The sequence below is a fragment of the Achromobacter animicus genome (assembly GCF_902859585.1).
Classification (GTDB): Bacteria; Pseudomonadota; Gammaproteobacteria; order Burkholderiales; family Burkholderiaceae_B; genus Achromobacter; species Achromobacter animicus.
Window position 1 is genome coordinate 867,644 of record NZ_CADIJM010000002.1, and the last position, 14,455, is coordinate 882,098.

The 14,455-nt window shown below is 65.6% G+C and carries 11 protein-coding genes; 9 read left to right on the forward strand and 2 right to left on the reverse strand.

Features of this window, described 5'->3' with window-relative positions; all coding sequences use genetic code 11:
• Positions 1 to 3: 3 nt before the first annotated feature.
• The 3 genes from paoC to HV681_RS08760 all read left to right on the forward strand — a co-directional run bounded on the left by paoC (position 4) and on the right by HV681_RS08760 (position 3,875).
• Positions 4 to 2,205: an aldehyde oxidoreductase molybdenum-binding subunit PaoC gene (paoC, locus tag HV681_RS08750; protein WP_175122689.1), complete on the forward strand. Its 2,202-nt coding sequence runs from the start codon at positions 4 to 6 to the stop codon at positions 2,203 to 2,205.
• 30 nt (positions 2,206 to 2,235) lie between these two features.
• The gene (locus HV681_RS08755; protein WP_175122690.1) at positions 2,236 to 2,685 is read left to right on the forward strand and encodes a DUF6389 family protein; all 450 of its coding nucleotides are present in this window, start codon (positions 2,236 to 2,238) and stop codon (positions 2,683 to 2,685) included.
• Positions 2,686 to 2,828: 143 nt separating this feature from the next.
• Positions 2,829 to 3,875, forward strand: coding sequence for a hypothetical protein (locus HV681_RS08760; protein WP_175122691.1), 1,047 nt, complete (start codon positions 2,829 to 2,831; stop codon positions 3,873 to 3,875).
• A gap of 9 nt (positions 3,876 to 3,884) precedes the next feature.
• Here the strand turns inward: HV681_RS08760 and HV681_RS08765 are convergent, their stop codons facing one another.
• Complete coding sequence (locus tag HV681_RS08765) at positions 3,885 to 4,931, reverse strand: hypothetical protein (RefSeq protein ID WP_175122692.1); 1,047 nt, start codon at positions 4,929 to 4,931, stop codon at positions 3,885 to 3,887.
• Between the two features lie 330 nt (positions 4,932 to 5,261).
• On the opposite strand from HV681_RS08765, the gene HV681_RS08770 reads away from it, so the two are divergent.
• From HV681_RS08770 to HV681_RS08790, 5 genes are all read left to right on the forward strand, one after another.
• Positions 5,262 to 6,311 carry a hypothetical protein gene (locus HV681_RS08770; protein ID WP_175122693.1) on the forward strand — a complete coding sequence of 350 codons (1,050 nt, stop codon included), beginning with the start codon at positions 5,262 to 5,264 and terminating at the stop codon, positions 6,309 to 6,311.
• Positions 6,312 to 6,676: 365 nt separating this feature from the next.
• Positions 6,677 to 8,839 carry a TonB-dependent receptor gene (locus HV681_RS08775; RefSeq protein ID WP_175122694.1) on the forward strand — a complete coding sequence of 721 codons (2,163 nt, stop codon included), beginning with the start codon at positions 6,677 to 6,679 and terminating at the stop codon, positions 8,837 to 8,839.
• Positions 8,839 to 10,038: a PepSY-associated TM helix domain-containing protein gene (locus tag HV681_RS08780; protein ID WP_175122695.1), complete on the forward strand. Its 1,200-nt coding sequence runs from the start codon at positions 8,839 to 8,841 to the stop codon at positions 10,036 to 10,038. The genes HV681_RS08775 and HV681_RS08780 overlap by 1 nt, the downstream gene beginning before the upstream one ends.
• 454 nt (positions 10,039 to 10,492) lie before the next feature.
• Positions 10,493 to 11,947, forward strand: a complete 1,455-nt coding sequence (locus tag HV681_RS08785; RefSeq protein WP_175122696.1) for a DUF1254 domain-containing protein — start codon at positions 10,493 to 10,495, stop codon at positions 11,945 to 11,947.
• A gap of 85 nt (positions 11,948 to 12,032) precedes the next feature.
• Positions 12,033 to 12,809, forward strand: a complete 777-nt coding sequence (locus HV681_RS08790; protein ID WP_175122697.1) for a hypothetical protein — start codon at positions 12,033 to 12,035, stop codon at positions 12,807 to 12,809.
• 21 nt (positions 12,810 to 12,830) lie between these two features.
• Here the strand turns inward: HV681_RS08790 and HV681_RS08795 are convergent, their stop codons facing one another.
• Entirely contained in the window at positions 12,831 to 13,445 is a 615-nt protein-coding gene (locus HV681_RS08795; RefSeq protein WP_175122698.1) for an ABC transporter ATP-binding protein, read from the reverse strand.
• 141 nt (positions 13,446 to 13,586) lie between these two features.
• Between HV681_RS08795 and HV681_RS08800 the strand changes: the two genes are divergently transcribed.
• A complete protein-coding gene (locus HV681_RS08800; protein WP_175122699.1) occupies positions 13,587 to 14,372 on the forward strand; it encodes an enoyl-CoA hydratase in 786 nt (261 codons plus the stop codon).
• Positions 14,373 to 14,455: the final 83 nt, after the last annotated feature.

Here is a 14,455-nt window from a genome sequence, read left to right on the forward strand (position 1 = left end):
CTCATGAAATTCGATACTCCCGCGACACAGAACCCGATCGATCAGCTCAAGGTCGTGGGCCAGCCCGTCGATCGCATCGATGGACCGCTCAAGACCAGCGGCCAGGCCCCTTACGCGTACGAGCACCACGACATCGCGCCGAATCCCGCGGTCGGCTACGTGGTGGGCGCGGGGATAGCCAAGGGCGCCATCACGGCCATCGATACCGAGCTTGCGAGCCGGGCGCCGGGTGTACTGGCCATCGTGACCGCGCAGAATGCCGGCAAGCTGGGCAAGGGCAAGATGAACACGGCCACGCTGCTGGGCGGTCCGGACATCCAGCACTATCACCAGGCGATTGCGTTGGTGGTGGCCAACACGTTCGAGCAGGCCCGCGCGGCCGCCAAACTGGTTCGCGTGCAGTACGTTCGGCGCGAGGGCGCCTTCGACCTGGCGGCGCAGAAGCGGGACCACGGCGACGCCGCAAAGCACATCCCGAAAACGGACGCGGGCGACTTCGACGCTGCGTTCGCCGCGGCGCCGGTCACGGTCGATCACACCTACACCACGCCCGACCAATCGCACGCGATGATGGAGCCGCACGCCTCGCTTGCAGTCTGGAAAGGCGACAAGCTCACGATATGGACTTCCAATCAGATGATCGCCTGGGGACGGTCCGATGTGGCCCGGACGCTGGGCATTCCGAAGGAGAATGTGCGCCTGATCTCGCCCTACATCGGCGGCGGCTTCGGCGGCAAGCTGTTCGTGCGGGCGGACGCCTTGCTGGCGGCGCTGGGCGCCCGAGCGGCCGGCAGGCCGGTCAAGGTGGCGTTGCCGCGTCCGCTGATCATCAACAACACGACGCACCGGCCCGCCACGATCCAGCGCATCCGGCTGGGCGCGGGGCGCGACGGGAAGCTGACGGCGATCTCTCACGAGAGCTGGTCCGGCGACCTGCCGGACGGCCAGCCCGAAGAAGCCGTGCAGCAGACCAAGCTGCTGTACGCCGGCGCCAACCAGCGCACCGCGCTGAACCTGATGACGCTGGATCTGCCCGAAGGCAATGCAATGCGCGCACCCGGCGAGGCGCCCGGCATGATGGCGCTGGAGATCGCGATCGACGAGATGGCGCAGGCGCTGGACATGGACCCCGTGCATTTTCGGGTGCTCAACGATACGCAGGTGGATCCCACCGATCCATCGCGGCCGTTCTCCCAGCGGCGTTTCGTCGAATGCCTGCAGACCGGCGCCCGGCATTTCGGCTGGGATAAACGCGATCCCAAGCCCGGCGCGCGGCGCGAAGGACGTTGGCTCATCGGGCTGGGCGTGGCCAGCGCCTTTCGCAACAACCTGGTGACCAAGTCGGCCGCGCGCGTGCGGCTGGACGCGGCGGGGCGCGTCATCGTCGAGACCGACATGACCGACATCGGAACGGGCAGCTACACCATCATTGCGCAGACCGCCGCCGAGATGCTGGGCGTGCCGCTGTCCCGCGTGGTGGTGCGGCTTGGCGATTCGGCCTTTCCCGTATCCGCGGGCTCGGGCGGTCAGTGGGGCGCGAACAGTTCCACGGCCGGCGTGTATGCCGCCTGCGAAAAACTGCGGACGCTGGTCTTGGAGCGATTGGGATTCGACGCGCAGGGCGTGGTGTTCGCCAACGGCGCGGTCACGGATGCCAGCGGGCGCAGTGCGCCCCTGACGCGCGCGGTGTCGGGCGGCGAGCTCATCGCTGAAGATGCCATCGAGTTCGGCGACCTGGACAAGAAATTCCAGCAATCCACGTTCGGCGCGCACTTCGTGGAAGTGGCCGTGGACGCCGCCACCGGCGAGACGCGCGTGCGCCGCATGCTGGCGGTCTGCGCCGCAGGCCGCATCCTCAATCCCAAAACGGCGCGCAGCCAAGTCATTGGCGCGATGACCATGGGCGTGGGCGCGGCGTTGATGGAGGAGCTGGCGGTTGACCATCGCGCGGGATTCTTCGTGAATCACGACCTGGCAAGCTATGAGGTCCCCGTCCATGCCGACATTCCGCGCCAGGAGGTCATCTTTTTAAACGAAGACGATCCGGTGTCATCGCCAATGAAGGCCAAGGGCGTCGGAGAACTGGGCCTGTGCGGCGTGGCGGCGGCGATTGCCAATGCGGTGTACAACGCGACCGGCGTGCGCGTGCGGGATTATCCCGTGACACTGGACAAGCTGTTGGCGCAGATGCCGTCCGACGCGTGATGCGATGCCGCCGTGCGCTATGCTGGCGCGATGACAAAACACGACTATCAAGACGCGCTGCGCCGCATCCTGGACGCGCACACGGCGGCCGCTTTGCGCACGCTGGCCGGCATGTTTGCGCGGTTGCCCGAGAAGGCGCGCGAAATCCAGTTCGGCATCTTTCCCGACCAGGGCGGCGAGGGGACTTTTTCGGTGGTGATCGGCCTGGAAGGGCCGGATCTGTATGTGCTGAACAAGGCCATCGAAGGGTACCGCGATCTCTTTGACGTCGTGCACGGCGAAACGGGGTTGGAGCCGCCGGTGCCCATGTTCTCCAGCGAGCCGGCGTTCTGCGTGCAAGACGCGATCGCCGACGTCGCGGCCGATTGGGTTGAATCGCTATGGGAGCAAGGCGGCCGCCTCGTATCGCCTTTGCCGGCAATGGTGTATGCCCAAGACGATTACGGAACCGACCTGCCGCGCGCATTGCCGGGGACATAAGCGGGTTTCGTTCAACACAGATCAAACAGTCCGGCCGTTTTTCGCCGGCGTGACATCAAGCCTATTTAGAATGCCGGCGGGCGCCGACCGCCCGGTGCGCGGCCATGCCGCGCGTCTCGAATCATTAAAAGGCTTGATCACTCATGTACCGTCACTCCCGCTTGCGCAGCCGCATCGCGCAATCGCTCCATCGTCTTTGCGCGGTGTTGACTGTTCTTCTGCTGGCGGCGCTGCTTGCGCCGGCCGCGCACGCGCAGTCTTCGGCGCCGCTTCAGTGCGGACTGTACGAGTACGACGGCGGAAGGGGCCAGATGCGGGTGCTGAGTTCCAACCTCATCCGCAAGAGTGCGCTGAACGGTCCCGAGCTGCTTTACTACAAAATCGAAAACGGCAAGCTGGGCTTCTATAACCTGGACCTTGGCCTGGACGATGAATACAAGCTTTCCCCGGATGGCAAGTCGATCGACGTGGGCTTTGAAATGGTCTACGCGCTGAAGACCTCCGCGCCGTGCGCCGCGCCCACGGAACTGCCGCAGACCAAGGTCTGGCCGCTGTGCTGGAAGGCGGGCATGATGGAATGCCTGGACGCGTACAACGAGACGTCCGTCAAGGAACTGGAAAGCATGTGCGCAAGCGGCCTGCCGTTCGTGTGCAAGAAACTGCCGGACGCCTGGCGCGAAGCCGGCGGGCTGGAACCCGGCGAAGGCGGCCAGCCCGCGCCGCTGGGCGAGGCGGCGCACAAGACGCTGCAGGCCGCGTGCCTGAAGGGCATCTCCGCCAGCACGTGCACGCTGGCGGCCGAAGAAGCCTGGACCGCGGGCCGATACCTGGATGCCCGGCCCATGCTGGAACATGCGTGCGCGGCGCCGATCGCCAGTCCCGATGCGTGCACGCTGGCCGACAGCCTGGCGCCGCTGACCACCGAGGCGTTGGCGCAGGCCGCGCCGGCACAACTGCCGCAGGGCACCTTCAAGCGTCCGATCGGCACGTTGCGCAAACTGGTCTTCGGGGCGGATGGCGTGGTCAAGGACGACGGATCGCTGACCATGAAGGCGCGCCGGGAAGGCGGCCTGATCAAGATGCAGCACAACCAGCGCGGGGACTTCGTCCTCAAGCCGCTGGGTGACCGCTTGCTGCTCGGGGTTGATTACTGGAATCGCCTGGCGCTATTCGTGCGCGCTGACAACTAAAGCCTGTCGTCATCCCGCCGGCAGGCGGCGTAGCTGCAGCTTGCCGGTGGCGAAGGCGAATTCGTACGCGTACACGGCGTCGATGGCGTAGGCATCGGGGCCGTGCGGTGCATCTTCCGCGACGATGCCGCGCAGCACAGTGCGCCCGTCGACGCGGTCCAGCACGGCGTAGGCCGTGTGGCCTTGGCGCAGACCGGCGTCGCGCAACCGGTCTGCGATGCGATACGTCTGCAACACGTTCATGCGCGGCTGCACATAGATGCCGTGGCGCGCCTTGAAGTGATTGTCGGCGCGCAGCGTGGCGATGGCCGTATAGCAGGCCTCGCGCAGGCTCGGTTGCCGCTCAGTCACGATATGCGGCGCGGGCAGGGCGGCGGCATCGACCATCCACCATGCGTCGGCCCCGTCTTCCAGGCTTTGCAGGACGGTTGCCGGCTCGCCGCCGATGAACTCGATCCGCCCGTGATAGCTCTTGTCGAGCACTGCCCGATACTCGGCGCGTTGCGTTGCGGGGAGCAGGCTGATCGTCGGTTCCGGGGCAAGACCGGCGTGCGCAATGCGGCCCAACGCCCGCCACGCCGCGTCGTCCAGCATGGCGCTGTCCTGGCGCAACGCATCCATATCCGCAAAGACCGCCACCCTCCAGCGTGCGCTGCCGTAGATGGACGTCGCCTGCAACGAGAACGCATCGCCCTGCAAGCCCAGCGCCTGCAATTGCGCCAACGCCGCCTTTTGCCGCGCCACGTGCCGGTCTTTTTCCTGACGCGCGGCGTCGATGCGGCCGGTCAGCGTGGCCAGCCCCTCGTCCGGTCCCAGCCGCACCATGAATTGCTCGGTGTCGATGCGGTCCTGCAGATAGATGCCGTATACGCCGTTCCAGCGGGCCAGCGGCGCCGAGGGCCGCAGCGGACGCATGCTGACGATGTGCAGGTCGGCGCCGTAGTGGTCCGTGATCGTGCGTTCGACGTCGCGTATCGGGCCTTTGCCGGTGCAGGCGCCCAGCAATGCGGTGAACAGGCACGCAATTGCCGTCAGCCGCTTTCTTGTGTTTGTCATCGGGACTTTCGTGGCCGGCGCCCGGGCGGGCGCCGCTCGGCTGCAAAGAGCGCGAGTGTAACGAACCGGGCGACGGTGGCACGGCTTTCGCCGCAGTACGCATTGATGGCGGACAAGCCGGTGGGGTATCCAGTCCCCGCCCAGGGGAGCGAAACATTCGCAACAACGTTTTACGGCGTGCGGGGCACGCACGCCCCGTAGTCTCGCCAAGATGCATCGTCTGGCCTGCCACCATGTGTTTCAGCTGCCAAACCGGATGTTGCGATCCGTATGCAACCCGGTAGGATGCGCGCACATTGCTCCAGTCCATTTCCACCGAGGATCGATCCCATGTCCCTGCCGCGCCCGCGACTTGCTCTTTGTGCCCTGATGCTCGCCCTGACCCTGTCGGGCTGCGTCACGATCCCGGATTCGAACGGCGCGGGCACCGCAGACGACAAGCGTTATGGGCAACTGGTCGATCTGATCGGCGAGGCGATGAAGGACGGCATGGCGGTGGTGTTGGTTGCGGACCTGATGCCGCACGCCACGTTGAAGGACGCCATGAAGATGACGACGTGGACCGGCAATACCGTCTGGATGTTCGAGCCCGATCCGCGCATCACGTTCGGGCGCAAGTTCCAGAACAACTCGCTGCAACGCGACAAGGACACGACGTACCTGTTCAAGGCCTTCGAGGTCCACATCCTGCCGCCTGGCAAGTACCTGCTGACGGGCGGGGACGACTACAAACTCAATGCCAAGCTGGACGACATCGGCGCGCGCGCCGGCGCGGTGGGCTCGGGCCGTGGCGCCAACGGCACCACCTATCTGTCGCCGGAGCTGTATCGCGAGTTCTACAAAGAGACCAACTGGCACGAAGGCACGACGGGCAGCCAGACGCGAACCGAAAAGGTCTGCACGGCCGTGCACCGCGCATCCGGCGCCTGCGTGGCCTGGGGCGAACAGCAGGTCACCGAGACCACGCCCGGATCGCGTGCCGGCTACTACGAAGACACCACTTCGCGCGACATCCCCGCCATCAAGGTGCAGTCGCGCGTGGTGCCCAAGCTGGCGCTGGCCAGCTTCACGCTCAAGGGCGGCGACCTGGTGCTGAGCCAGCGCATGCACATGAGGACGCCCAGCTACAAGTTCAAGCAGTCCGCGTGCCGCGCAGTCGATCCGAAGATGATCGAATGCCCGCTGGAGGACTTCACGGTGTACACGTGGCCGGCGCCGATGGACTTCGCGCAGAAGTACTTCGCGCAGCGCACGAACCTGACCGACGCGCAGCGTGAGCTGCTGGCCAAGCTCAAGCCGATGCAGATCACGCCGTTGGGCAAGCAGGGCATGCAGGATCCGGTGTGGGGCGTGCCGCTGTCGCTGGGCAACCGGAAGTAGGCCGGATCGGTCCACAAGCTGCGGGCCGCTGGCCAAGTGCCGTGGCACCGCAGGGCATCCGTTTTCGCGCATAAGCGAATCGCGAAAATTTCATATTGAATGAGTTTGATTCTTAGTTATACTCGGACACATCTGTGCGGGCGGTCACGCCGTTCGTGCGGATCTCCGGTCTACGTACCAATGCAGCGGGCGTTTCGGCTTCGGCGGAATGTTTCGGTACGCCGGCGGGCCGGCGCATAAAGACAATAAAAACCAGCGTTGACAGCATCACCCAAGCGCATTCCTCGAGCGACGACGCATCGACAGGTCGACCCGACGAACGTCCGCCGCGCCCGCCGTCCTTCGTACAGAACCTGGAGCACTGCATGCCTGTCCCCACCCGTCGCCGCAAGCTTGCGATCGCCTTGTCCGCCGCCCTGGGCGCGCCCACCGCTTTCGGCCCCTCCGCCTTCGCGCAGTCGTCCGGCGCCAATCCGCCGGTGCCCCAATTGCCCGCCGTCACCGTGACGGGCGCCAGCGAGAACAAGCCGGATGAAATGCCGCCGGTCTACGCGGGCGGCCAGATCGCGCGCGGCGCGCGGTTGGGCATGCTGGGCAATGTGGACATGATGAGCACGCCATTCAACGTGACGGCGTACACGTCGGAACTGGTGTTGAACCAGCAGGCGCGCAGCCTGGCGGACGTGATGGCGAACGATCCCGGCGTCGTCAGTGCGGGGCCATGGTTCTTCGACAACTTCAATATCCGCGGCTTTGTCGTCAACCGCGCGGAGATCGGTTTCAACGGCCTGTACGGCATCGCCAATTCCGAAGGCGTGCAGCTTGAAGGCTTGGAGCGCATCGAAGTTCTCAAGGGGCCGAGCACGCTGCTCAACGGCAGCGCGCCGCGCGGCACGGCGGGCGGCGCGATCAACCTGGTGCCCAAGCGGGCGGACGACACGCCGCTGACGCGTTTTACGACCAGCTATGTGGGCGACGCCAACCTGGGCGCCAACGTGGACATCGGCCGGCGCTTCGGCCAGGACAACAAGTTTGGCGTGCGGCTGAACGCGGCCTATCGCGACGGAGTAGGGTCGGTCGACAACGAGAAGCCGCGCGCCTCGAACGTGACGCTGGGGCTGGACTACCGTGGTGACCGGCTGCGCGCCAGCGCGGATCTGGGCGCCAGCAACCAGAAGGTCAGCGGCGCGCGGAACAATTATTTCGTCACGACCGCGTTTCCGCCGTCGGCGCCGCGCGGCGACATCAATCCGTATCCGTCGTGGTCGTACCAGGACAAGGATTATGCGTTCGCCATGGTGCGCGCCGAGTACGACCTGACCCGCAACTGGAGCATCGGCGGCGCGTTCGGTCTGGCCGAGACGACGCGCAAGGCCAATTCGCCGTGGGGCGTCATCATCAACGACGCCGGCGACCTGGATTTCACGGCGTTCGGGCTGAAGGAACGCAACAAGACGCGCAGCGGCGAGTTGAACACGCGCATCCAGTTCGACACCGGCCCCATCAAGCATAGCGCCGTGCTGGCCGTGACCGACTACGACTCGAAGGTCAGCGGCTATCAGCCGCAGTCGTCGTGGAACGAGTTCAGCAACATCTATCACCCGACCAGCCTGTCGGAGCCCGACAACTTCAGCCTGAACGGCACGATGGTGCCGCAGAACGACATGACGTTGCGCAGCTACGCCATCACCGACACGCTGTCGATGCTGGACGAGCGCGTGCTGCTGACGCTGGGCATGCGCCATCAGAAGATCGACGTGAATTCCTATGTCTGGAATACCGGCGCGTGGCAGTCCAACTACACCCGCAGCGCCAACACGCCGGCGGTAGGCCTGGTCGTCAAGCCGACCGACAAGCTTTCCCTCTACACCAACTACGTCGAGGCGCTGGCGCAGGGCGCCGTGGCGCCGGCCACCGCGGTGAACGCGGGAGAGGTGTTCGAACCGTTCGTATCCAAGCAGTTTGAAGTGGGCGCCAAGATGGACTGGGGCACGTTCTTCACGTCGCTGAGCGCCTTCCAGATCAAGCGGCCCAGCGGGTTCCTGGGCGCGGACAACGTGTATCGCCTGGCGGGCGAGCAGCGCAATCGCGGGCTGGAATTGTCCGTCGCTGGCGAGGCTGCGCGCGGCCTGCGGCTGCTGGGCGGCGTGGCGTGGACGCGTGCCATTCTGACCGAAACCCCGGGCGGTGAATTCAACGGCGCCAAGGCGTCGGGCGTGCCGACGTGGTCGGTCAAGCTGGGCGCGGAATACGACATCGCGCAGGTCCCCGGGCTGACCGCGACAGCGCGCATGATCTACACCTCTTCCATCCCGTGGGATGCGGACAACAACGCAACCGTGCCGGCCTGGACGCGCTTTGATGTGGGCGCACGCTATGCAACCCGCATCGCCGACCGCAACGTGGTGTTCCGGGCGGCTGTGGAGAACGTGTTCAACCGCCGCTACTGGGATTCGTCGCCCGCGTACCAGATGGTCACGTCCGCCGCACCGCGCACGTACATGCTGTCGGCCAGCGTCGACTTCTGATGGCCGCAGGCCGGCATTGGCTGGGAGAGCGCCAGACCTGGGTCTGGCTGCACCGCTACGCCGGTCTGCTGACCGCGCTGTTCCTGACGGTGGCGGGGCTGACCGGCAGCATCCTGGCGTTTGGCCACGACATCGACGCGTGGCTCAATCCCGGTTTTCACCAGGCGCGTTCCACTGCGCCGCCGCTGGGCTTTGATGCGCTGGCGGCGCGCATCGAGGCATCGGATCCCGCGCTGCGTGTCGACTACGTGACGCACGATGGCACGCCCGGCCGCACGGCGCTGGCGTTCGTGTCGGCGCGGGCCGGACGTCCGCCGCTGAGCTATGACGAGGTGTACGTCGACCCGGGCACCGGTGAGATCCAGGGCAAGCGTTCGCGCCGGGCCTGTTGCCTGCAGGCCGAAAGCTTCGTCCCGTTCATGCTGCAGATCCATCACAGCCTGTATGTGCCGGGCTTGTGGGGGTGGTGGTTCATGGGCGGCATCGCGCTGATCTGGCTGGTGGACAGCTTTGTGGGCGTTTACCTGACGTTGCCGCGCGGCGGGCTGCGCATGGCGAAATGGAAGCCCGCATGGCTTATCAAGCGCGGCGCGGGAGCGTACCGGCTGAACCTGGACCTGCATCGCGCCTTTGGATTGTGGCTATGGCTGGCGCTGGTGCTGCTGGCGCTGAGCAGCGCCTACCTGAACCTGCGCGAAGAATTGTTCCGGCCGGCCTTGTCGGCCGTGTCGACGCTGACGCCGATTCCCACGGCCAGCACGCCGGCCGCGGGGCGCGATGCGCTGTCCGTAGTGGGCTTTGACGCCGTTCGCGCCCGCGCCAACGCGTATGCTGAGGCGCAGGGGTGGCCGCAGCGCGTAAGCGGCGTCAGCCACTTCAGCGAACTGGGCTTGTACCTGGCGCTGCTGTGGCCGTCGCATCACGACCGGGGGCAAGGCCTGGGATCGCCCATGCTGTACTACGACGCGCACACCGGCGCGCGGGTGGGGGTGACGCAACCCGGCCACGGCACCGCGGCCGACGTCTTCACGCAGATGCAGTTTCCGCTGCACAGCGGCCAGATCGGCGGGCTTGCCGGTCGGATCGTGGTCTGCGCGCTGGGGCTGGTCGTTGCGATGCTGAGCGTAACCGGCGGGGTGATCTGGTGGAAGAAGCGGCGGTCGCGGGAAGTCTCGGACCAGCGTGCGGGGCGCGGCTGACCAGGGCGACGCCCCAGCTGGCCGGATTGCTACCAATGTCGGATGGTCGTAGTCATTCCGGCTACTTGAGTGGCTGAAAAACTGCGCATAGATTGACCAAGGCCGATTTGCCGTTGTGCGAGTCGGCCGTATGGATGGTCCGCAGCAGAAAGTGTTCAGTGGTGCGTTTTCTCTGTCTTTGTCAGGGAGCCCATTCTTGGACGTCCACCTCCTTCGTGCAGGCCGGTGCGCCTCACGCACACGCCGTCTATCCCCGTTCGCGCCGCTCCATACCGCCGCCTCGTTTTGCGGCGGCGCACTGTCGTCCCTTTCCCCTCGTTTCCACTGACCTTGATCCACGGAGCGTGCCCGCCACATCGACACCGAACGCGCATTAGCTAGAAAAAACATCGTCGTGCATGTTGGAAGTCCCCTCAGTGAACTTCGCCAAACACATCCATTAGGAGCGACAACAATGAAGCTAACTCGCCGCAAACTGAACGCAGGGGGATTGGCCCTGCTGGCTGCAGGATCGCTGGGGCCGGCCTTCCGGGCCTCGGCCGCCGCCTCGGAAGGGCTGGTCGCCAATCTGCCTGAAGCCGATGACCGTTTCGTCCTGGCCACCGACGCCTACATCTACGCCTACCCGCTGGTGACCATGGAGATGACCCGCCGGGTGATCACCAACGTCGCCGAACCCAAGGGCACGCGCGCGCCGATGGGCCAACTCATCAAGTTGCGTCAGTACCCGGACGCCAAGTTCCGCGACGTGACGGCGCCAAACGCCGACACGCTGTACACCACGGCGTTTTTTGATGTGGGCGACGAACCCTGGGTCGTCAGCCTGCCCGACCTGAACGGCCGCTACGCGCTGTTTCCGCTGCTGGACGGCTGGACGACCGTGTTCGACGTGCCCGGCAAGCGCACGACTGGCACGGGCGCGCAGACCTTCATCGTGACGGGGCCGGGCTGGGAAGGAACGGTGCCGCAGGGCATGAAGCAGTACAAGTCGCCGACTAGCATCGTCTGGCTGCTGGGCCGCATCTATTGCACGGGCACGCCCGAAGACTACGCTGAAGTGCACAAGCTGCAGGACCAGGTGAAGATCGCGCCGCTGAGCGGCTGGGGCAAGGACTGGAAGGCGCCGCAGGGCAAGGTCGATTCGGCCATCGACATGAAAACGCCGGTGCGCGACCAGGTCAACAACATGGATGCGGCCGAGTATTTCTCGCTGTTCGCGCAACTGCTCAAGCGCAATCCGCCGACGGTGGCCGACGCGCCCATGGTCGAGAAACTGGCGACGATCGGCATCGTGCCGGGCCAGGATTTCGACAAGTCCAAATTGCCCGCCGATTTTGCCAAGCGTGTGCCGGAAACCGGCTTCGCACGCATCATGGCGCACTTCCGGTCCAACGATGGCGACATCCAGCACATCGATGGATGGGGCTTCACGACCAAGACCGGCATCTACGGCACCAACTATCTGCAGCGTGCGCTTATCACCGCGATCGGGCTGGGCGCGAACCGCCCGCAGGACTCGGTCTATCCGACCTCGTTGCGCTCGGCCAATGGCGCCATCCAGCGCGAATACAACGGCTCGGAAAAGTACGTGCTGACCTTCCGCAAGGGGCTGACGCCGCCGGTGTCGGGGTTCTGGTCGCTGACCATGTATGACCAGAATTACTTCTTCGTCGATAACCCGCTGAACCGCTATTCCATCAGCGAGCGCCAGCCGCTCAAGCGCAAGCCCGATGGGTCGATTGATCTGCTGATCCAGAACGAATCGCCGGGTCCGGAGATGGAGTCGAACTGGCTGCCGGCTCCCAAGGGCCGGTTCATTCTGATGATGCGTCTGTATTGGCCGAACGAAAGCGATCCTTCCATCATCAATGGCTCGTGGACGGTGCCGCCGGTGCGGCGCGTGAGCTGACGCGGTCATGGCGGCAGGGCGCGCCCAGGACCTTCCGGGGTGCGGCCCGCCTGTCTGCATACGCCTTCGGGCCGGAGGACACGCGATGAAAATGTACGTCTTTGCCTGTGCGGCATGCACCGCGCTGCATGCCGGAACCGCGTTCGCGGCCGAGCCGCAGACGGCACCCGCCGTCGACGCAGCAGTTTCCGACGAATGGAAGTTTTCGGTGTCGCCGTATTTATGGGCGCCGGCGCTATCCGGGAAGATCACGCATCGGCGGCTACCGCCCGTCGACGTCGATGCGAGCTTCGACAAGATCTTCGACAACCTGGATTTCGCGGCCATGCTGATGGGCGATGCGCGCAAAGGCCGGTACAGCATCTTTGGCGACCTGCTGTACGTGAAGGTCGGCGCGCAAGGCGACACGCCGCGGGGAATTCTGGCCGACAGCGCGGACGTGAAGAACGAGTCGTTCACGGGCATGATCGGCGCGGGCTATTCCGTGCTGGACAGGTCAGAGCACAGCCTGGACGTGGTAGGCGGCCTGCGGGTCTGGTCGGTGGACAACAGCATCAGGTTCAATGGTCCGCTGACACGGGGCACAAAGCACAGCGACAGCGCGACGTGGGTGGACGCCATGGTGGGCGTTCGCGGCACCTACAACTTTCATTCCAGGGCCTATCTGACGGGCTGGGGCATGATCGGGGCAGGGGGCGCGCAGGCGGACTGGGACCTGGGGCTTGGCGTGGGCTACAACTTCAACAAGTCGGTGTCGGCCACAGTGGGATACCGCGCGATGGGCGTGGACTACGAACGCAACGGCTTCAAGTACGACGTGGTGTTGCAGGGGCCGATCGCGGGGGTGACGATCCGTTTTTGAACGACGTGTTCCGCAGTGGGTTCAGCGCAGGTCGGCCACGTTGACGGTGGTGGCGCCGCAGGCCTGCACCAGTTCAGGGTCGTGGCTGGCAAACAGCACGACGCGGTCTTGCGCCCAGCGCTTGAACACCTCAGCCAGCACGCCGCGCGCCTGGGCGTCCAGCCCGTTGCTGGGGCCGTCGGCCACGACGACCGCCGGATTGCCCAGCGCGGCGGCGGTCAGGTAGATCTTGCGACGCGTGCCGGTGGACATCTGCTCGAAACGCTTGTCCAGATGCGGCTCAAGACCAAGCTGGCGGGCCAGTTCCCATATCGAGTCGTCCAGCGTCACGCCTTTGGCTTGGGCCGCCTGTTCCAGCAGGCCGCGTCCCGTCTGCTCGGGAAACGCCATGCAATTGTCCGGCACCCAGGCCAGGCGGGACTGCGCAACTTGCGGCGCGTCGCGCAGCGAGTGGCCGTCGATGTGCACGTCGCCGCCGTCCGGCGCGAGGGCGCCGGCGATGATGTTCAGCAGGCTGGACTTGCCGGTGCTGTCTTCTTCGCACAGCGCCACGCAGCCTGGCGCAAAGGTATGCGTCAGTCCCTGGAACACGATGTAGTCGCCGTAGCGCTTGCTGAGATTGTCGATGCGTAGCATGCGGCAAGTGTACGAGAGGAACGCGTTCCGCGGCCACTGGAAGGCGAGGCCGTATTCGATCGGGTCGAGCAGGCCATGGGTTGTCGTGTCCGGACCCGGCCGTTAGCATCGGCGGCTACCCGCCAAAAAACCGGAGACTTCATGACTGCGCCCATTCCTGAATTCACCCATGCCGTCGTAACGCGCGACGCACGCGGCGTCTATACCCTGCAGATCCACGATGCCAAGAGCCTGAACATCCTGGCGTCGGCCGTCACACTGAGCCTGACCGAGGCGGCGCGCTGGATCGCGGCGCAGGATGACGCGCGCGCCGTGGTGATCCGCGGGACGGGCGAGAAGGCCTTCGTGGGTGGGGCAAATATTCATGAAATGGCCGAGCTGGACCCGCCCGGCGCACGTGCCTTCATCACGCGGCTGCGCGACCTCTGCGATGCGGTGGCGGACATTCCCGTGCCGACCATTGCCCGGTTGCCGGGCTTTTGCCTGGGCGCCGGTATGGAGCTGGCGGCTGCCTGCGACATCCGGCTGGGATCGGCGGACGGCGTGTTTGGCATGCCGGAGGTGCGCGTCGGGATTCCCTCGGTGATCCATGCGCTGTTGTTGCCTGCGCTGATCGGCCAGGGCCGGACCAATTGGCTGCTGCTTACCGGCGAGACGGTGGATGCGGTGCAGGCGCGAGATTGGGGGTTTCTGGAGTTCCTATGCGAGCCCGGAGGGCTGGACGCGCTGGTTGAACGGACCGTGGCGCCGATTGCCGCCAGCGGCCCGCGCGCCGTGCGGTCGCAGAAGGCCTTGCTGCGTTACTGGGCGGAATCGTCGATCCAGGCCGGTTTGGACCGTAGCGTCGAGGCCTTTGGTGAAGCCTTCACCACCGACGAGCCGCGCCGGTGCATGGCGCCGTTTCTGGCGCGCAAACGGCATCGCTAGGCAAGAAGACGGTGCGCTGCAACCGGCCCCGCAGGACGCGCGCCGCGGTGCGTGCGCAAGAGGGTTTCGCGCATTCAGACAGG

Bases quoted from the DNA above. Each gene is read 5' to 3' on its own strand.
- HV681_RS08795 (WP_175122698.1), bottom strand. From the start codon at position 13,445: ATGCTACGCATCGACAATCTCAGCAAGCGCTACGGCGACTACATCGTG.
- HV681_RS08785 (WP_175122696.1), top strand. From the start codon at position 10,493: ATGAAGCTAACTCGCCGCAAACTGAACGCAGGGGGATTGGCCCTGCTG.
- HV681_RS08790 (WP_175122697.1), top strand. From the start codon at position 12,033: ATGAAAATGTACGTCTTTGCCTGTGCGGCATGCACCGCGCTGCATGCC.
- HV681_RS08780 (WP_175122695.1), top strand. From the start codon at position 8,839: ATGGCCGCAGGCCGGCATTGGCTGGGAGAGCGCCAGACCTGGGTCTGG.
- HV681_RS08770 (WP_175122693.1), top strand. From the start codon at position 5,262: ATGTCCCTGCCGCGCCCGCGACTTGCTCTTTGTGCCCTGATGCTCGCC.
- HV681_RS08800 (WP_175122699.1), top strand. From the start codon at position 13,587: ATGACTGCGCCCATTCCTGAATTCACCCATGCCGTCGTAACGCGCGAC.
- HV681_RS08760 (WP_175122691.1), top strand. From the start codon at position 2,829: ATGTACCGTCACTCCCGCTTGCGCAGCCGCATCGCGCAATCGCTCCAT.
- HV681_RS08755 (WP_175122690.1), top strand. From the start codon at position 2,236: ATGACAAAACACGACTATCAAGACGCGCTGCGCCGCATCCTGGACGCG.
- paoC (WP_175122689.1), top strand. From the start codon at position 4: ATGAAATTCGATACTCCCGCGACACAGAACCCGATCGATCAGCTCAAG.
- HV681_RS08775 (WP_175122694.1), top strand. From the start codon at position 6,677: ATGCCTGTCCCCACCCGTCGCCGCAAGCTTGCGATCGCCTTGTCCGCC.
- HV681_RS08765 (WP_175122692.1), bottom strand. From the start codon at position 4,931: ATGACAAACACAAGAAAGCGGCTGACGGCAATTGCGTGCCTGTTCACC.